The organism is Micromonospora sp. SD12, assembly GCF_052068495.1.
GTDB lineage: Bacteria > Actinomycetota > Actinomycetes > Mycobacteriales > Micromonosporaceae > Micromonospora > Micromonospora echinofusca.
Genome location: NZ_JBQHDF010000002.1, coordinates 223,594 through 242,187, shown reverse-complemented (window position 1 = coordinate 242,187; position 18,594 = coordinate 223,594). Strand labels below are relative to the sequence as shown.

The 18,594-nt window shown below is 73.2% G+C and carries 16 protein-coding genes; 12 read left to right on the top strand and 4 right to left on the bottom strand.

All coding sequences use genetic code 11. The features are described from left to right. Positions 1 to 4: 4 nt before the first annotated feature. The 11 genes from ACTMS2_RS04895 to ahcY all read left to right on the top strand — a co-directional run bounded on the left by ACTMS2_RS04895 (position 5) and on the right by ahcY (position 14,799). Positions 5 to 4,381: a toxin glutamine deamidase domain-containing protein gene (locus ACTMS2_RS04895; protein WP_441174305.1), complete on the top strand. Its 4,377-nt coding sequence runs from the start codon at positions 5 to 7 to the stop codon at positions 4,379 to 4,381. Next, positions 4,378 to 4,830 (top strand): hypothetical protein, encoded by a 453-nt coding sequence (locus tag ACTMS2_RS04890; protein ID WP_441174304.1) that lies wholly within the window; start codon positions 4,378 to 4,380, stop codon positions 4,828 to 4,830. Before ACTMS2_RS04895 ends, ACTMS2_RS04890 begins: the two co-directional genes overlap by 4 nt. A gap of 325 nt (positions 4,831 to 5,155) precedes the next feature. Continuing rightward, positions 5,156 to 5,548, top strand: a complete 393-nt coding sequence (locus ACTMS2_RS04885) for a hypothetical protein (RefSeq protein WP_441174303.1) — start codon at positions 5,156 to 5,158, stop codon at positions 5,546 to 5,548. A gap of 62 nt (positions 5,549 to 5,610) precedes the next feature. Then, the gene (gene nfi, locus ACTMS2_RS04880) at positions 5,611 to 6,285 is read left to right on the top strand and encodes a deoxyribonuclease V (protein ID WP_441174302.1); all 675 of its coding nucleotides are present in this window, start codon (positions 5,611 to 5,613) and stop codon (positions 6,283 to 6,285) included. A 278-nt stretch (positions 6,286 to 6,563) separates the two neighbouring features. Beyond that, the gene (locus ACTMS2_RS04875; RefSeq protein WP_441174648.1) at positions 6,564 to 7,862 is read left to right on the top strand and encodes a hypothetical protein; all 1,299 of its coding nucleotides are present in this window, start codon (positions 6,564 to 6,566) and stop codon (positions 7,860 to 7,862) included. Positions 7,863 to 7,931: 69 nt separating this feature from the next. Next, positions 7,932 to 9,317: a phosphomannomutase/phosphoglucomutase gene (locus ACTMS2_RS04870; protein WP_441174301.1), complete on the top strand. Its 1,386-nt coding sequence runs from the start codon at positions 7,932 to 7,934 to the stop codon at positions 9,315 to 9,317. A gap of 62 nt (positions 9,318 to 9,379) precedes the next feature. Then, complete coding sequence (locus ACTMS2_RS04865; RefSeq protein ID WP_121396478.1) at positions 9,380 to 9,562, top strand: Trm112 family protein; 183 nt, start codon at positions 9,380 to 9,382, stop codon at positions 9,560 to 9,562. After that, positions 9,559 to 10,755, top strand: a complete 1,197-nt coding sequence (locus ACTMS2_RS04860; protein WP_334609861.1) for an SIS domain-containing protein — start codon at positions 9,559 to 9,561, stop codon at positions 10,753 to 10,755. The genes ACTMS2_RS04865 and ACTMS2_RS04860 overlap by 4 nt, the downstream gene beginning before the upstream one ends. A 76-nt stretch (positions 10,756 to 10,831) precedes the next feature. Then, complete coding sequence (locus tag ACTMS2_RS04855; protein ID WP_441174300.1) at positions 10,832 to 11,830, top strand: cation diffusion facilitator family transporter; 999 nt, start codon at positions 10,832 to 10,834, stop codon at positions 11,828 to 11,830. A 3-nt stretch (positions 11,831 to 11,833) separates the two neighbouring features. Beyond that, complete coding sequence (gene manA, locus ACTMS2_RS04850) at positions 11,834 to 12,997, top strand: mannose-6-phosphate isomerase, class I (protein WP_441174299.1); 1,164 nt, start codon at positions 11,834 to 11,836, stop codon at positions 12,995 to 12,997. Positions 12,998 to 13,299: 302 nt separating this feature from the next. Further along, positions 13,300 to 14,799: an adenosylhomocysteinase gene (ahcY, locus tag ACTMS2_RS04845; RefSeq protein WP_089001900.1), complete on the top strand. Its 1,500-nt coding sequence runs from the start codon at positions 13,300 to 13,302 to the stop codon at positions 14,797 to 14,799. A gap of 137 nt (positions 14,800 to 14,936) precedes the next feature. On the opposite strand, the gene ACTMS2_RS04840 is transcribed toward ahcY, so the two are convergent. The 4 genes from ACTMS2_RS04840 to ACTMS2_RS04825 all read right to left on the bottom strand — a co-directional run bounded on the left by ACTMS2_RS04840 (position 14,937) and on the right by ACTMS2_RS04825 (position 17,540). After that, positions 14,937 to 15,104 (bottom strand): hypothetical protein, encoded by a 168-nt coding sequence (locus ACTMS2_RS04840; protein WP_441174298.1) that lies wholly within the window; start codon positions 15,102 to 15,104, stop codon positions 14,937 to 14,939. Then, the gene (locus ACTMS2_RS04835) at positions 15,092 to 15,964 is read right to left on the bottom strand and encodes a tetratricopeptide repeat protein (protein ID WP_441174297.1); all 873 of its coding nucleotides are present in this window, start codon (positions 15,962 to 15,964) and stop codon (positions 15,092 to 15,094) included. Before ACTMS2_RS04835 ends, ACTMS2_RS04840 begins: the two co-directional genes overlap by 13 nt. Next, positions 15,961 to 16,407 (bottom strand): hypothetical protein, encoded by a 447-nt coding sequence (locus tag ACTMS2_RS04830; protein WP_441174296.1) that lies wholly within the window; start codon positions 16,405 to 16,407, stop codon positions 15,961 to 15,963. Before ACTMS2_RS04830 ends, ACTMS2_RS04835 begins: the two co-directional genes overlap by 4 nt. Before the next feature lie 95 nt (positions 16,408 to 16,502). After that, positions 16,503 to 17,540: an RDD family protein gene (locus tag ACTMS2_RS04825; RefSeq protein ID WP_441174295.1), complete on the bottom strand. Its 1,038-nt coding sequence runs from the start codon at positions 17,538 to 17,540 to the stop codon at positions 16,503 to 16,505. A gap of 39 nt (positions 17,541 to 17,579) precedes the next feature. Here ACTMS2_RS04825 and ACTMS2_RS04820 point away from each other — a divergent pair, with 39 nt between their 5' ends. Continuing rightward, complete coding sequence (locus ACTMS2_RS04820; RefSeq protein WP_441174294.1) at positions 17,580 to 18,572, top strand: stage II sporulation protein M; 993 nt, start codon at positions 17,580 to 17,582, stop codon at positions 18,570 to 18,572. The last annotated feature ends 22 nt before the right edge of the window (positions 18,573 to 18,594 follow it).

The following is an 18,594-nucleotide window of genomic DNA, read 5'->3' as shown; positions in this document are numbered from 1 at the left end:
TCGGATGAGTGTGTTGCCGAGCCCCATCCCGCACCCGCTGGACTACTCGCCGTGGCAGTTGCCGGGCTGGGTCTACGAGGCCCTCGACTGGGTGATCGGTGTGGAGTGGCCCGAGGGCAACGAACGGGCGGTCTGGGAACTCGCCGATCAGTGGTATGCGGTGGCGACCGTCCTGGCGGGGCCGAGGGCCGACGCGGTGGCCGCGGCCGGGGAGGTGCGCAGCGGCTACGGCGGGGTCGGGGCGGTGGCCGCTGCCTTCGACAGCGCCTGGCGGCGGGTGGCGGAGGGCGACGAGGCGCCGCTGCCGGTGCTGCTGGCCGTCAGTACGGAGCTGGGACGGTTGGTGGAGGAGTGCGGCTGCGACATCGAGGGCGCCAAGCTCGAGGTCTGGATCGAGCTGGGCATCCTGGTGGTCGAGTTGCTGGCGCTGGCCGTCGCGGCCGTGCTCACCGCGGGTGCCGCCTCGCCCGCCGCCGGGGCGGCGATCACGGCCACCAGGCTGATCGTGCAGCAGATCTTCAAACGGCTGATGGCACAGCTCGCCCGCAAGTCGATCAAGCAGGGGCTCAAGGAGGCCGGCGAGCGGGCCGCGAAGGAGGTCACCAAGGGCGGCGTGCGAGGGTTCAGCCGGCGAGCGGCGCTGAGCGGCGTGTCCGAGGCAGCCGAGGAGAGCGGCATCAACCTCGCCACCCAGGCCTACCAGAACTCGACGGGTCGCCGGCACGGGCTGGACGTGACGGAGCTGGGGACCACGGCGCTCGGCGGTATGGCCGGCGGGGCGGTGGCACCGCTGGCCGGTCTCGGGCGGCACGCCACCGGCCGGGGAGCCCGGATCGGGGAGCACTTCGGCCGCGAGATGGCCGGCGAGGTCATGGCAGACCAGGCCGCGAGCCTGGCCACGGGCCAGGGGCTGACCTCGATGGAGGACGCCGCCCGCGCGGCCGCGTCCGGTGTCCGGGGTTCCGCCACCGCCCAGGCCGACGCGGCGTTGCAGGCGCGGCTCAACGGCCAGATGAGCGCCCTGGCCGGGATGTCGCTGACGTCGACGCAAGCTGGCGGGCTCCCGACGCCTCCCGAAGTGCCGGCAGCGGATGGGCCACCTGTCGCCATGCCCGCAGCCGGAGCGGGGCCGTCCGTTGCGGTGCCGAGTGTAGGCGTGGAGCCGCCGACTCCCGGGCCAGGGACATCGGCCGGTGCGCCGGTCGAGGACCAGCGAGGTGCGAGCGGCGTCGACACGGCACCACCGGCCCCGCCGTCGGGCGAGGCCCGGACGACGCCGACCGAACCCGCGACGACGATCGCCGCCCGCGCCGGAGACACCGACGCGCCGTTGACCGCTGGCGGTATCGAACACGCCGGCGCGTACTCCGTGGCCACCTCGTCCGCGCTGCCGGAGTCGGCCCTGAGCCCCACCCTCTCCTCCGCCGCGACGGCGACGCCCGTCCTCGGCGCCGCCGGGGGTGTCTCGGCCGGCGTGGAGGGCCAGACGACCATTTCCGCAAACGCCGCGAGCGGCGCCACCTCCGTCAACGTCGCGAGTGCAGTTGGTCCGTCGAATGCGCCGACAGCGGCTCCGGTGAACGGGCCCAGCACCGGCGTGGGCACCGCGACGGTCGGGCCGGCCCCCGCCTCGTTCCCTGAGCCGAGAACTGTTGCCCCCGTTCCCGGTGCGGGCCACGTTCCGTCGGTCGCCAATCCCGAGCCTGCCGTCGCACGAGGAGTCACCGGAGCGGTGCCGGCACAGCCGCCGGCACCACCGACGATGCTGCCTTCGCCGGATGCGCCGGCAGCCGAGCGGAATCCGCACGTCCGTAGCGACACGTCGGCAGCGGCCGGTCAGCATGATTCGGCCGGCCCCCGGGTCAGAAGCCCCGAGTGGTACGCGGCCAAGTGGGCCCTCGACCGGGACGCGTTCGAGAGACGTCGCTACCGCGGCTACTACGAGTCGCAGCGGGCGTGGTTCGAGGACAAGCGCCGTTTTGACGAAGCTGTGCGACTCAGGGCCCGTGCGGACGAGCATCACCAGAGGGCGCGGGACTTCGCCGCCCACGCCTTCCATCTGCACCAGACGGGCCAGGCGCGCCAGGCTGACCGGTGGCAGTGGGCGGCGAACGACGAGATGCGGGCGTACGGGGAGTACCTGGACTACGCGGAAGCCGTACTGGCCGGCGGCGTCGTGCCGTCCGTCGTGGGCGTCGTAGATCCCGCGGACTTCCGCCGGATCAACGACGACGTCGGCGACTTGGCGTACGGTGCTGTGGAGACCGTCGACCGCTCGGCGCTGACGGGCGACGACTACCCGCCGCCGATCGACCGGTCCCGGAACTACGGTCGGCCCGGCGGTCTGCGTCCGCCGCTGGCCCTGCACCAGACCGACATCGAGCGTCAGGTGCCCCGAGCACCTGACGGAAGCGTGCAGCGCAACGCCGACCCACGAGTGGGTGGCTGGTTCGGGTTGGTCAACGACGGCGGACCGCAGGCCGACCCGACCCGCGGCATCAACTGCATCGACTGCACCCTGTCGATGTTCGACACCTGGATGCACGGTCGCCCCCGGGTGGCCGCGCCCCGCACCTTCGACGCCTACCTGGCGGGCGACATCACCTGCCCCATCAACGGCGAACGCGACGGCATCGGGCGGGTGGAGGACATCACCGGAGGACGCTTCCAGCGTCTCTGCCAGCCGACCGAGGACATCCAGGGTGTTGAGCGGCAGCGGGCCATCGACACGGGATACCGCAACCTCCACGACCAGCTCCGCCTCGGGGGCCACGGCAGCTTCGCCTTTATCGTCAACAACTGGGAACAGGGCGGTTCCCACATCTGGGTCGCTCTCAACCAGAACGGCACCATTCTCTACCTCGACCCGCAGACCGGCGCCATTTCGACGACGCCGCTGTACCGGCACCACGGCGTCCCGCATCCGCACAACGCCGTCGACACCGAGGTCCTGGTGATCGGTTCGGACGGCAGACCGATGCCGCTGGGCGGGCTGCGGCGGGGGCGGTTCAGCCAGCGACCGGACCTGCCGGAGTACCCACCCGTCGACACCGACCAGGGCTACGGCGAGATCTTCCTCAACCGCATGCACCTGCTCGATGGTCCCGGCGCGGCGCCGTCCGACGGGTCGATGCCACCAGGGCTCCCACGACAGTCCGACGAGGCGGGACCGGCCCCCGAACGCAGCGACACACCGTCCGAGGACCTGCGGACGGCGCGGGAACGCGCGCAGGCGGAACGGGCGGGGAATCCGATTGCCGTCGGCGCGATCCTGGCCGCAGAGCCCGACCTGGAACGGGTCTTCGCCGCTGGCGTGACGCCGGCCGAGGTGGCGGCCGGCGTAGACCCCTCGGCACTCCGGCGACTCGTACCGCAACTTGACGACGCGGGCGCTGAAGACGTGGCGCGGCTGTTTGCGGATCCGCGCGTGCAGCGGATGCTGGACGAGACGTGGCGGCAGCCGCCCAAGGACGAGCCGATGTTGGCCGAGAACCTCGTCCGACAGTTGGGGCAGCGACCTGACCTGGCGCGGATGGTCCTCGCTGCGCCTGAGTTGGCCACTTCGCTGACGGCTCGTCCCGTGACACTGCATCACCTCGCCAGTCAGCAACAGGCGGTCAACGTCCTCGGGTCTGTCTTGGATCACATCGAGAAGTCCGGTCCCGAAGCGGTGCCCACCGTAGAGGTGCGGCCACCTGAGGGATCTCTGAGTGACGAGCTGAAGGTGCTCAGCGACTCGGTTAGTCCTCGGAAGCGGAAGGTCCACCAGCCCGGCTTCGACCCTTCCTGGAAGGAAGACGAGAACTATCGGTTGGACTACCTCAGCAATCTCTACAGGGAAGCGTCGGTGGCTCAACTGGAACTCAACGAACTGGCGGTACGAATGGCCGGCGGGCGTGGCTTGGCAAGCTGGCGCGAAAAGCCCAAGGACCATCAGCGCGTACTCGACAAGATAAGGGAATATGGGAACGATGTTTCGTCTCTAAAAGATCTCGCCGGAGCCAGGATCCAGTTCGACAGCTTGAGCGACCTGTATCAGGCACTCTCACGAATCGGTCAGGATCCCGACGTCGAGGTGGTAGCTAAGAAGGATCGTTTCCTTGGGCCCCAGTTGAGCGGGTACCGAGATGTGCTGTTAAGTTTGCGGATGTCAAACGATCACATCGCTGAACTTCGCCTGCAACTCCTTGCGTTGGATGAGGTGGCAGAGTGGGAGCACGCGCTTTACGAGGTGCGTAGGGACCTTGACGCCATGGCAGAATCGCAGGGTCGTCCCTTGACGACAAGAGAGCTGGCTATCAGGGACGGACTTGCTCTCAAGGAGCAGGAAGCGTTTCGGCTCGCCCTGGAGCGCCACCAGGAAGGAGGGGGAGAGCGGTGAGCCACCGACCTCCGGGCAGTCTCCCGGCCTTCTTCAGCTATTACGAGACTCCCGTCAAGCTGGTAGCTGATGAAGTGGGCCATGTGATTGGATGGAAGCTTTCGAAAGCTGATGGCGGCTGGGAGCGAGCCGACGATCTCGTCAGGAAGATCCTCCTTGTCGGCGGCGATGAGATCGAAGAGTTGTCCCGCAATGAGTTCATCGAGTACGCCGAACATGACCGAGGGAGGTACCTCCGCGGCGCCGGCCCGATCTTCGCGCTTTACGAGACAGTGAACGCGATCGTGGAGCAGGCGGACCTGGAACGGCGACCGCTCACGCCGCACGAGTCGGCGTTGGTGGCAGGTATTCGAAGAAAGACCTTCGTCATGTTCGAAGAACAACTTCAACAGGCGGGTGACCCCGCAGCCGATCCTTCATTGGGGGTGGAGGGAAGCAGTTCTTCCTGAGCTTGGCGCGCTGCGGAAACCTGTTGCGGCTCGTCGAGCCTTGGCTCGGGGCGCTGGTATGGCTGACTCTCCGTCGACCGAGCCACCGCCCTCTCCAGGGATGCCTTCACCCGGCGCTTCGGCTGGTCGAACTCGTTCCTCCACCCGACGATCATCCCTGCTCAGGCGGCGACACGGTCGATGGGTGGGCCTGCTCGTCAGGTGCTGCGGGACCAGCGGTCACGTATGAACCGAGGTGCGTCTCCTGCTCCCAGCCGGCTGGTGACCCGCCGTCGCGGAGAGGCCAGATTCAGGTCGGCTTGCCGAGCCGGAATACCATGGCGAAATGGCTGAATCAGACAATGGGCAGAAGTCGTCCGGCCCGGGGAGGTGGCAGTCCAACGCCTGGGCGTGGCCGGTCGGCCTCATGCTCGGCCTGGTCATCGGCCTGGCAGCCCTCGACGGAGCCACCGGTGTGGCAATCGGTATCGCCATGGGCGTCGCCTTCGCCGTGGCCCTGGGCGCCGGCAGCACCCAGGACGACAGCGAAGACGAGGACAGTGCCGACAGCGACGACGACAGTAAGGACGCCGTCAGCGATCCCGGCAGCGAGGACGGCGACGGGCAGAACGCTCACGAGCAGGGCGCCGAGCGGCAGAGAGTCAGCCCGGAGGGTGCCGGGACGCCGGGTACCGACGGGCAGGGCGCCGACAGGTCGCGTACCGACGGGCCGTCGTGACGTCGGGCGAACCCGGAGCCGTGCGGGTGGGGACGACCGGGGCGCCGGACCCTCGGACGGTCGTGCCGGGCAGCGTGGCGGAGGCGCTGGCCGTACAGGAGCGGTTGCGGCCGCTGGTGGACCTGGTGGGGCCCGGCCCGGCCGAGCCCGCGACGGTGGCGGGGCTGGACGTGGCGTACGCCGAGAGCGGTGACCGGCTCGCGGCGGCCGTGACCGTGCTCGACGCCCGGACCCTCGCGGTGGTCGACTCGGCGGTGAGCGTGGGCCGGCCCGCGTTCGCGTACGTCCCGGGGCTCTTCGCCTTCCGCGAGTTGCCCGCGCTGCTCGACGCGCTCGACCGGCTGACCGTGCGGCCCGAGCTGCTGGTCTGCGACGGGCACGGGCTGGCCCATCCGCGCCGGTTCGGGCTCGCCTGTCACCTGGGCGTGGTGACCGGCCTGCCGGCGATCGGGGTGGGCAAGACGCCGCTGCTCGGCGAGTGGACGCCGCCGACCGACCGGCGGGGGGCGTGGGCGCCGTTGCGCGACGGGGACGAGATCGTGGGTCGGGTGCTGCGTACCCGCGACGGCGTGAAGCCGGTCTTCGTCAGCGTCGGCCACCGGATGAGCCTCGACGGGGCGACCGCGCGGGTGCTGGCGTTGACGCCGCGCTACCGGCTGCCGGAGACCACCCGTACGGCCGACCGGCTCTGCCGCGACGCACTGGCCGCCGCCGGAGCGACCACCCGGGGCGCCTGAGGCCCGCCGCCGCGCCGATGACCCGGACGGACGCGCTCGTCGCCGGAAGCCGCCGCCGGCTTGGCGACCCGGACCGGGCGGGACCGCCGTTCTCTGCCGTCGAGGGGCCGGTTGACCCCGAGGCCGACAGCAGGCGACCGTTCGGCCGGGTCAGGTGCCTCGACCGGCCTGCCGGGTAATACGGCGCACATCCGGAGTGCTCTATGACCGGGCCCTGACAGGCCCCGGTAGTAGCCTGACCGGCGGACCCCCGTCGGGGGAGGAACGGCGAGGTGATCATGGCGGTACGTCGGCACGCGGCGCGGCTCGCGACGGTCTGCACGTTGCTGGGCGGCCTGGTGGCGCTCGGCGCGACGCCGGCGCTCGCCGAGGGCGACTCGGTCCGGGTGCGTTCGGCGGGCAGCTTCACCGCCGGCGGTTCCGCCGGAGGCGTCTCGATCGAGGTGCGCAAGCGCAGCGACGGCTGCGTGCTGCTGCGTACCGCCGTGGGGCTGCGCCTGGCCGGCCTGCGCGCCGACCAGGCCAGCGTGCAGGTCAACGTGGGCGGACGCTGGTTCCCGGTGCCGCTCTCGGGGGGTCGCGGCAGCGCCGCGACGTCGGCCACCTCACCGCTGAACCCGAGGCTCTGCAAGGGCAAGGGCATCACGGTGCGCTACCGGGTGGCGTTCGCCGCGGAGGCGCCGGCCGGTCGGCTGACCGTGAGCGGCGTGGCCAGCGACGCTCTCGGGCGGGCCCTGGGCCGGGGCGCCGAGGCGTCCCGCGTGGTCGGCGGCCGGGCGTCGGCCTCGCCGACGCCGAAGCCCTCGAAGAAGCCGTCGCCGACCCCGAGCGCGACCGCCACCGAGGTGCGGGCCGGCGCGGAGGACCCGAGCCTGGCCGCCGTCGCCGGCCGGGGGGCCGGCTCCGTCAGTAACGCCGCCGAGGAGGAGTCCTCGGGCGGTTCGGTGGTCATGTTCTTCGGCATCGCGATGGTCGCCGTCGGGATCCTGCTCATCGTCCTGCTCTTCCGCCGCTCCCGGGCGGACAAGGAGCCGGCCGGCGACCCGGGCCACGTCCCGCTGCCCCGCAACCCCGGCGGCACCACCTACCGCTCCGGGCAGGGCCCGACCGTGGCTCCCGGCCCGCCCGGTCAGGTGTACGGCCAGCAACCCCCCGCCCCCGGCCTGTACGGCGGCACGCCCGCGCCGCGCTCGGCGGGCGGCGTGTACGGCAGCCGCCCGACGCCGGAGGCCACCCAGGTGGTGCCCGGCGCCCCAGCCTCCCCGCCCGTGTCGGCCCCGCCTGCCAGCCCCAGGTCGGCGCCCCCGGCACCGGCGCAGTACGGTCAACCCGCGACACCGGGACAGTACGGCCAGCCGGCAGCACCGGGACCGTACGGCCCACCGGCGGCACCCGGGGAGTACGGCCAGCCACAGGCTGCGGGGCAGTACGGCCAGCCGCCGGCCGCGCCGTCCGGTCAGGGCGGGCCGAGTGATCCGCCGACCTCCACGCCGCCCGGTCAACGCAAGCCTGGCGACCCGCCGCCGGAGGCCGGCGGTGGCGACCACACCGTGTTCATGCCCCGGCTCCCCGGCTGAGCCGGGCCGCGCGGCGCCCCTCCGATACGCTCAGGCCGTTGACGACCTGCGGCGCAAGGAGCGAGACCGGTGTCTGATCTGTCCCAGATCGTGAAGGCCTACGACGTCCGTGGGACGGTGCCGGACCAGTGGGACGAGCGCGCCGCCGAGGCCCTCGGCGCGGCCTTCGCGCAGGTGCTGAACGGCTTCGGCGAGCAGAACGGGGAAGTGCTCGTCGCGCACGACATGCGGGCCACCGGTCCGGGTCTGGCCGCCGCCTTCGCCGCTGGCGTACGCGCCGAGGGTCGCGGGGTCATCGAGCTGGGCCTCGCCTCGACCGACATGCTCTACTACGCCTCCGGCGCGCTGGGGCTGCCCGGCGCGATGTTCACGGCCAGCCACAACCCGGCGCAGTACAACGGCATCAAGATGTGCCGCTCCGGGGCCCGCCCGATCGGGCAGGACACCGGGCTGGCCGAGATCCGCGAGCGGGCGCAGGCCCTGCTGGACAAGGACGAGGCCCGCCCGGCCGACGCGTCGGCCGCGCCGGCCGAGCGCCGGGACCTGCTGGCCGACTACGCGGCGTACCTGCGGCAGCTGGTCGACCTCTCCGGCATCCGTCCGCTGAAGGTGGTCGTCGACGCGGGCAACGGCATGGGTGGCTACACCGTTCCGGCCGTGCTCGGCGACACCGTCCTGCCGGCGCTGCCGCTGGAGATCGTGCCGCTCTACTTCGAGCTGGACGGCACCTTCCCCAACCACGAGGCCAACCCGCTGGACCCGGCCAACCTGGTCGACCTCCAGCGCGCGGTGATCGAGCACGGCGCCGAGATCGGCCTGGCGTTCGACGGCGACGCCGACCGCTGCTTCGTGGTGGACGAGCGGGGCGAGCCGGTCTCGCCGTCGGCGATCACCGCCCTGGTGGCGGCCCGTGAGCTGGCCAAGCACCCCGGCTCGACGGTGATCCACAATCTGATCACCTCCAAGGCGGTGCCGGAGATCATCCGTGAGCACGGCGGCGAGCCGGTCGTCGCGCGTGTCGGGCACTCCTTCATCAAGGCGGAGATGGCCCGCACGAACGCGATCTTCGGCGGCGAGCACTCGGCCCACTACTACTTCCGCGACTTCTGGTTCGCCGACACCGGCATGCTGGCCGCGCTGCACACGCTGGCCGCCCTGGGCGAGCAGTCGCTGCCGCTGTCCGTGCTGGCCGCCGAGTACGAGCGCTACGTCGCCTCCGGCGAGATCAACTCGACGGTGGCCGACCAGGCCGCCAAGGTGGCCGAGGTGCGGGCCGCGTACCCGCAGGCCGACGCCGACGAACTGGACGGGCTGACCCTGCGCTTCCCGGACGGCGCGTGGTTCAATCTGCGCGCCTCCAACACCGAGCCGCTGCTGCGGCTCAACGTGGAGGCCCCGACCCGGGAGCGGATGACCGCCCTCCGCGACGAGGTGCTCGACCGGGTTCGCCGATAGGATCGCCTGCGCCGGTCGGCACCGTCGATCGGTGAAACCGCATACGTGGAAGGAGCCGCGCCGTGGCCCTGGACCCGCAGTTGCTGGAAATCCTCGCCTGTCCGGACACGCATCACGCCCCGCTCGACTACGACGCGCAGGCGCAGACGCTGACCTGCACCGAGTGCGGCCGGATCTTCGAGGTCCGCGACGACGTGCCGGTGCTGCTGCTGGACGAGGCGCGCGGCCCTTCGGAGCAGTCATGATCGACGGTACGGCCGGGGTCAGCGGCCGCCGCGAGCCCGACGAGGCACTCCTCGACGACCCGGCCGCGCTGGCCGAGCACGACCCGGGCGGCATGCTGCGGCACACCGCCTCCGCCGGGGCGCAGGTCCGCGAGACGGCCGCCCTGGCCGCCGAGGCCAACCTCCAGGTGCTCGCCGACGAGGGCCGCCCCCGCGCGGTCGTCATCGCGGGCATCGGCACCGCCGGGCGTACGGGCGACGTGCTGGCCACCGTGGCCGGGCCGCGCTGCCCGGTGCCGGTCATCCCGCACCGCAGCGCCGGCGTGCCCGGCTGGGTGGGCGCCGCCGACGTGGTGATCGCCGTCAGCGCCTCCGGCCGCAGCCCCGAGGCGCTGGGCGCCGCCGAGGCCGCGCACCGGCGGGGCGCCCGGCTGGTCGCCGTCGGCGCGCCCGACTCGCAGTTGCAGTCCGTGGCCGAGCGGGCCCGGGCGCCGTTCATCCCGGTGCCCCGGCGCGCCCCGGCCCGGGCCAGCCTCTGGGCGCTCACCGTGCCGGTCCTGCTCGCCGCCCGTACGCTCGGCCTCGTGAAGGTCAACGAGGCGGACCTGGCGGAGACCGCGGCCCGGCTGGACGCGGAGGCCGACCGCTGCCGTCCGACGGCCGAGTCCTTCGTCAACCCGGCGAAGTCGCTGGCCCTGGGCCTGGCCGGCTCGGTGCCGATCGTCTGGGGCTCGTCGCCGCTGGCGACCGTCGCGGCCCGCCGCTTCGGCGACACCCTGTCCGCCAACGCCCGCTACCCGGTGGTCAGCGGTGCGCTCGGCGAGGCGGGGCGTGGTCGGGTCGGCCTGCTCGACGGCGTCTTCGGCGGCCTGGCGGAGGGGGAGCGGGACATCTTCGCCGACCCCGACGAGGAGGAGCCGTCGGGCACCCGGCTGCGGTTGGTCCTGCTGCGCGACGGCGGGCTGAACCCGGAGGACGACGCCGACGAGCCGCTCGACGTCGAGGAGCGCCGCGCGGACGCGGTACAGACCCTCGCCGAGCGGCGGGGCGTGCGCTGCGACGTGGTGACAGCCGAGGGCGGCTCCGCGCTGGAACGGCTCGCCTCGCTGGTCGCCGTGCCGGACTTCGCCTCGATCTACCTCGCCCTGGCCCACGGACTGGACCCGATGGCCGTACCGGCCATCACGGAAATGAAGGAGCTGGCAAACCAGTGAGCGATAGCAGGGAACGGGCCGAGCGGCGCACCGCGCCGACGCCCGGCGGGGCCGCGCGACGCGACGGAGCGACCGCGTGAGCGCCAACGGTGGTACGAAGGCGATCGTCGCCGCCCTGCTGGCCAACGCCGGCATCGCCGTCACCAAGTTCGTCGCGTTCCTGCTGACCGGATCGTCGTCGATGCTGGCGGAGTCGATCCACTCGGTGGCCGACTCCGGCAACCAGGGTCTGCTGCTGCTCGGTGGACGGCGGGCCAAGCGTGCGGCCACCCCGCAGCACCCCTTCGGCTACGGCCGGGAGCGCTACATCTACGCGTTCATCGTGTCCATCGTGCTGTTCAGCGTCGGTGGCCTGTTCGCCCTCTACGAGGCGTACCACAAGTGGTCGCACGAGGAGGGCATCACCTCGTGGCACTGGGTGCCGGTCGTGGTGCTGGTGGCGGCGATCATCATGGAGACGTTCTCCTTCCGCACCGCGATCGTCGAGTCCAACCTCGTCCGGGGCAACCAGTCCTGGGTGAAGTTCGTGCGGCGGGCCAAGGCCCCCGAGCTGCCGGTGGTGCTGCTGGAGGACCTGGGCGCGCTGGTCGGTCTGGTCTTCGCGCTCTTCGGCGTCGGCATGACGCTGATCACCGGCAACGGCCGGTGGGACGCGGTCGGCACCGCGATGATCGGTGTGCTGCTGGTGGCGATCGCGATCATCCTCGCCATCGAGACCAAGAGTCTGCTGCTCGGCGAGGGCGCCGAGGCGCAGGACGTCGCGGTGATCGAGAAGGCGGTCACCGACGGGCCGGAGTTCGAGCGGATCATCCACATGAAGACGCTCTACCTCGGTCCTGAGGAGCTGATGGTGGCCGCCAAGGTGGCCGTGCCGGCGGGCGTCACCGCGGAGGTGCTGGCCCGCAGCATCAACACCGTCGAGACCCGGATCCGCGCCGCCGTGCCGACGGCCCGGGTGATCTACCTGGAGCCGGACATCTACAGCGTCGCCGCCGAGCGTGCGGGCGCCGGCGCGGCGTCGTCCGCCGCGGCGGGGGCCGAGCCGGGTGAGGCCGCCGGGCGGCCCGGGAGCTGACCGGTGGAACTGCTGCACGGTCCGATCCGCGACTACGCCTGGGGGTCCCGCTCGGCCATCGCCGAGTTGCAGGGGCGGCCGGTGCCGAGCGACGGCCCGGAGGCCGAACTGTGGCTGGGCGCCCACCCGGGCGCCCCGGCCGCGGTCGACCGCGACGGCAACCGGGTGAGCCTGACCGACCTGCTGCTCGCCGAGCCGGACCACTGGCTCGGCGAGCGGCTGGTCGGCCGGTTCGGCACCCGGCTGCCGTTCCTGCTCAAGGTGCTCGCCGCCGACGCCCCGCTGAGCCTCCAGGCGCACCCGGACGCCGAGCAGGCCCGCGCCGGGCACGCCGCCGACGCGGCCCGCCCCGACGGGCAGCGCAACTACGTCGACCCGTACCACAAGCCGGAGCTGCTGGTGGCGCTCTCGCCGATGGAGGCGCTCTGCGGTTTCCGGGACCCGGCCGCCTCGGCGGCGGTGCTGACCGGTTTCGGCGTACCCCCGCTGGAGCCGGTGCTGGCGGCGCTGCGCACCGGCCCGGCCGGCCTGCGCGAGGCCGTACGGCTGCTGCTGACCTGGCCGGTCGACCGGCGCGACGCGCTGGTGGCGGCCGTGGCGTCGGCGCCGGTCGCGGGGCCTGACGCGGAGCTGGCTCGGAACCTGGCCGCGGCCTACCCGGGCGACCCCGGGGTGCTGGTGGCGATGCTGCTCAACCGGGTGCGGCTGGCGCCCGGCGAGGCGATCTGGATGCCGGCCGGCAACCTGCATGCCTACCTGCGCGGGACCGGCGTGGAGATCATGGCGGCCAGCGACAACGTGCTGCGCGGCGGGCTGACGCCGAAGCGGGTGGACGTCGAGGAGCTGCTGCGGGTGCTGCGCTTCGAGGTGCTCCACGACCCGGTGGTGCCGCCGCTGGAGGTGGCCCCGGGGCTGGTCACCTGGCCGGTGCCGGTGGAGGACTTCGCGCTGCACCGGGTGACGGTGGACGCGGGGCTGCCGCAGGTGACGGTCGAGGTGCCGGGGCCCCGGGTGGTGCTCTGCCGCTCCGGCGAGGTCTCGGTCGACGATGGGGCCGGCGCGGTGACGCTCGGGCCCGGTCGGGCCGCCGTCGGCAGCGCGACCGCCGGAGCGCTGCGGGTGGGCGGCGCGGGGGAGGCGTACGTCGCGAGCTGCGGCCTGCGCTGACCGGCGCCCGGGGCGGCGACACGAGTCCGACTTTTCCGGAATAGCTTGACTCTCCCTTGGCGCAGTGTGACTCTATGGGTACGCAGCGTTATCGCGACGACGGTCCGAGAACGCGCGCGGGGGAACCAAACCGGGGGGATGCACGGGGCGGGCGGCCATGGACGGGACTTCGTCCACGACCGGTCGCCCCGTGCGCTGTCCGCCGATGTCTTCGTGTCCTCTTCACCCGGCCGGTCCTCGCGGCGGCGGCTCGCGAGCGTAAGGTGAATGGTCGCGCAGCACATCGTCCGACAGGAGATTCCATGACCAGCACCCTCCCGGCGTCCGCCAGTGGCACGCCGTCCGAGGCCCGGCCGAGCACTCTCGCCGAGGGCGACTACAAGGTGGCGGATCTGTCGCTCGCCGAGTTCGGGCGCAAGGAGATCCAGCTCGCCGAGCACGAGATGCCCGGCCTGATGGCGATCCGTCGTGAGTTCGCCGACGCCCAGCCGCTCGCCGGTGCCCGGATCACCGGGTCGCTGCACATGACCATCCAGACCGCCGTCCTGATCGAGACCCTGGTCGCGCTCGGCGCGCAGGTCCGCTGGGCGTCCTGCAACATCTTCTCCACCCAGGACCACGCCGCCGCCGCGATCGTGGTCGGCCCCGACGGCACCCCCGAGGCCCCGGCCGGCGTTCCGGTCTACGCCTGGAAGGGCGAGAGCCTGGAGGAGTACTGGTGGTGCACCGAGCGGGTGCTCACCTGGCCCGACGGGCAGGGCCCGAACATGATCCTCGACGACGGCGGCGACGCCACCCTGCTGGTGCACAAGGGCGCCGAGTTCGAGAAGGCCGGCGCCGTCCCGCCGGTCGAGTCCGCCGACTCCGAGGAGTACGCGGTCATCCTCGGCGTGCTCCACCGCTCGCTCGCCGAGGACGGCCAGCGGTGGACCCGGATCGCCGCCGGCATCAAGGGCGTGACCGAGGAGACCACCACCGGCGTGCACCGGCTCTACGAGATGCACCGGGCCGGCACCCTGCTCTTCCCCGCCATCAACGTCAACGACTCGGTGACGAAGAGCAAGTTCGACAACAAGTACGGCTGCCGCCACTCGCTGATCGACGGCATCAACCGCGCCACCGACGTGCTGATCGGCGGCAAGATGGCGGTCGTGCTCGGCTACGGCGACGTCGGCAAGGGCTGCGCCGAGTCGCTGCGCGGGCAGGGCGCCCGGGTCGTGGTGACCGAGGTCGACCCGATCTGCGCACTCCAGGCGGCGATGGACGGCTACCAGGTCGCCACCCTGGACGACGTGGTCGAGCAGGCCGACATCTTCATCACCGCCACCGGCTGCTTCGACGTCATCACCAACGAGCACATGGCCCGGATGAAGCACCAGGCCATCGTCGGCAACATCGGCCACTTCGACAACGAGATCGACATGGCCGGCCTGGCGAAGCGTTCCGACGTCGAGCGGGTCAACATCAAGCCGCAGGTCGACCTCTGGAAGTTCGCCGACGGGCACGCCATCATCGTGCTGTCGGAGGGCCGCCTGCTGAACCTGGGCAACGCCACCGGCCACCCGAGCTTCGTGATGTCGAACTCGTTCGCCAACCAGACGATCGCCCAGATCGAGCTGTTCACCAAGACCGAGGAATACCCGATCGGCGTCTACGTGCTGCCCAAGCACCTCGACGAGAAGGTCGCCCGGCTGCACCTCGAGGCGCTCGGCGCCAAGCTGAGCACCCTGACCAAGGAGCAGGCGTCCTACCTCGGCGTCTCCGTGGAGGGCCCGTTCAAGCCGGAGCACTACCGGTACTGATCCCGGCCGCACCGACCGGGCCGACCGCTCCCCGCCGAGCGGCCGGCCCGGTCGGCTTTTCCGGGGGCGGGCGCGCCGCCGGCACGGGGGCGAGCCGGCCGGCGTTGCCGCGCGGGCGGACGCGTGCCGCCGGGCGGTCAGTCCCGGTGCGAGCGGCGGCGGGCGGGGCGGACCCAGCTCCACACGCACCAGGCGAGCCACGCCACCGACACCACGGCGGCCAGCACGCGCAGGCGCAGCGCGTCGAGCAGCAGCACCACGGCGAGGACGGCCAGCCACGGCCCGAACGCCCTCACGACCGCCACCGGCCGAGCACCATCCGGCGGACCAGCGGCGGAGCGATCCACGACCAGACGCAGAAGAGCATCCAGGCCAGGGCGAACAGGCCGCCGAGCACGTCCAGGCCGGCCGCCGAGAGCAGCACGATCACGCCGACCGCGAGCAGCCAGGTGCGCAGGATCCCCAGCCGGTAGAGCGGACGCAACGGCAGCAGCAGCGGGTGCGCGTACACCCGGGTCTCCCAGGCGGCGTCGGCGTAGTCGGCGTCGGTCGGGTCCTGTGCCGACGCCTGCCCGAAGGCGCGGTGCGCGGCGCCCACCCGGCCGCGCTGGGCGGCGGCGACGCCGTGCAGGGCGAGGGCCACGGGGTTGCCCGGCCACGCCCCGAGGAACTCCCGGGCCACCCGCTCGGCCGCCCGGTCGTCACCCCGGGCGTACGCGAGCTGGAACCGCGAGGCGAAGACGGCCGGCGCGTCCGGCGCGATCGCCGCCGCGCGGGCCACCAGGCGTTCCGCCTTGTCCGGCTGGCCGGCGGCCGAGCAGAGGTCGGCGTACTGGCAGAGCAGCCACGGGTTCTCCGGCTCGATGGCGAGCGCGTCGAGCAGCGCCCGCTCGGCGAGGGCGTGCTCGCGGCGGTGGCGCAGCGCGAGGCCGAGCCGGCCGAGCAGTTCGGCGTCCGGGCCGTGCTCGGCGAGCCCCTGCCGCGCCACGGTCACCACGTCGTCCCAGCGGTCGAGCACGGTCAGCGCGCCCGCCCGCAGCCGGAACGCGAGCCGGCTGGTGGCCAGCGGGGCGGGCAGCCGGTCGACCTCCGTCAGGGCCTGCTCCGGGCGGTTCACCTCCAGCAGGTGGGCGACCCGGGCGAGCTGCGTCTCCGGGCCGGTCACGCGACGGCCACCAGGAAGACCAGGACGGCCTCGGTGAAGCCGAGCACCAGCACCGCCCCGAGGCCGGGCAGCCACAACGACGCGGGCTGGCCGCCACGCAGCTCGTACGACCGGAACAGGCGGTTCTGCGTGGCGGCGGCCACCAGCCAGACCAGCGCGCCGGCCAGCGCCCCCACCAGCCGTACGGGTCGGCCGGCCCCGTCGTCGACGATCGCGAGCGTCATCGTCAGCCGGGCGAGCAGCCCGGCCAGCCCGGTGCCGAGCACCGCCAACTGCGCCGGGCGGGACACTCCGAGCCGGCGCCCGTTGAGCAGGGCGAGCACGGTGACGGCCGTCGGGCCGCCGAAGACGGCGGGAAAGATCAACGACTGGGGCCGCCACGGCGGGCGCCGCGTCTCGTACGCCGCCGGCGCGATCGTGGGGGTGAACAGGTCGTCGGCCACGGTGATCCTGTCTCGGTAGGGGCGAGCCGGATCCTGCCACAATCGACGCGCGGCCCGCCTCCCCCCGGACGGTTCGGGGCGACCGTCCAGCCCGCTCAGCTGCCGGCGTCGGGGACCGACCCGCCGCCGTCCCACGCCGACGGGGCAGCCGCGGGCCGTACCGCCGGAACGGCCCGCGCCGCCACGGCCTGCGCGGGCGTGGCCTGCGCCGGCATGGCGGTCCGGGGCACCGGCGCGAGGTCGGGCGCCGGCGGCCGGATCGGGTTCGCGGGTGCGGGCGGCGCGAGCACCAGTTCGGGCCAGAGCGACGCGGCGGCCGTCCGGCCGAACGCCAGCCGGTACCGCGCCCGTCGGTGTCGCTCGCCGAGGACCGCGGCCAGGTAGACCGACTCGGGCATGCCCGCGGGCGGGGGCGGCGCGATCACCGCGGAGACCTCGGTCCACAGGCCGCGCCCCAGCCGCCCGCGCGCCGGCTCCGCGAGCTGGTGCACCCGCGCCAGGTACTGCCGGGCGGCCAACGCCAGGCCGTCGTCCAGCCGGCTGAGGTCCGCCGTGCAGGCCCAGCCGGCCAGCGCGGGCACCGCCGTCGGAACCGGCCGCCAGGCGGTCGCCGCGCGGGTGTGCACGACCAGCGTGCCCGCCACCAGGTCGCCCAGCCGACGCCCGCGCCGGTCGGTCAGCATCACCGACACCCCGGCCACCCAGCTCAGCAGCGGCAGCACCAGGCCGGGCCACTCCACGGCCACGCCGACCAGCGCCCGGATCAACGACTGCCGCGCGGCGACCGGGGCGCCGTCGGCGCTGACCACGCGCAGCCCGACGGCCATCTTGCCCAGCGTGCGGCCGTGGTTGAAGCGCTCGCACAGCACCGGGTAGCCGACCAGCACCAGGATCAGGCCCACCGTCGCGAGCCCGCCGGCCAGGGCGCCGTCGACCAGCCCGTCGGGCAGGCCGAGGAGCGCGGCGCCGACGCTCATGGACAGCGCCAGCATGAGGGCCGCCTGGGCCAGGACGTCGAGCAGCAGCGCGAGCACCCGGGAGCCGATCCGGGCGGCCCGGACGTCCAGTTCCACGGCCTCCCCGCTGACCAGCCCGGCGTCTGCCCACGGTGCGGGTCGCGGTTGTGCTCTCACCCCGACAGTGAACACTATGATCCCCGGACGGGGGTGACGGTGGATCTCGACGCGTACGTCGCGGAACACGGCGGACAGTGGCGACGGCTGGAGGAGCTCTCCGGGCGCGGCCGGCTCGACGCCGCCGAGGTCGACGAGCTGGTCGCTCTCTACCAGCGGGCCACCACCCAGCTGTCGGTGCTGCGCAGCCGCTCACCCGACCCGGCGCTGGTCAGCCAGCTCTCCCAGGTGGTGCTGCGTGCCCGCGCCCGGCTCACCGGCCGACCGCGCCCGTCGTGGGCGGCGGTCGGGCGGTTCCTCGTGGCCGGCTTCCCCGCCGCCGTCTACCGCGCCTGGCCCTGGTGGTGCGGGGTGGCGACGGGCTTCACCCTGCTCAGCCTCTTCCTGATCTGGTACGTGGCCGACAACCCGCAGACGGCGGCGGCCTTCATCGGCGACGAGGCGGCCGCCGACCTGGTCGAGTCCGGGTTCGCCGGCTACTACACCGAGTACGCCGCGCCGACCTTCGCCTTCCACCTGTGGACGCACAACGCCTGGCTCGCCGCCCAGTGCCTCGCCGCCGGGGTGCTGATCGTGCCGGTGCTCTACCTGCTCTGGCAGAACGCCCTCAACATCGGCGTGGTCGGCGGGGTGATGGTCGCCTACGGCCGCGCGGACGTCTTCTTCGGCCTGATCACCCCGCACGGGCTGCTGGAACTCACCGGGGTCTTCGTGGCCGCCGGCGTGGGCCTGCGCATCGGCTGGTCCTGGATCGCGCCACCGACACAGCTCACCCGGGGGCAGGCGGTGGCCCGGGCCGGCCGCGAGGGAGTCCTGGTCGCGGTCGGGCTGGTGGGGCTCTTCGCGGTCTCCGCCGTCATCGAGGCGTTCGTGACCCCGGCGCCCGTGCCGGTCCCGCTGCGCGTCGCCGTGGGCGCCGCCGTCTGGCTCGCCTTCCTGGCGTACGTGGTGCTCCTCGGCCGCCGCGCGGGTGCCGCACCCTCCGGCGCGCACGACGGGGACGACGTACTCGATCTCCACCCGGGACGCTGACCCTCGGTGCGGCCCCAAGCCG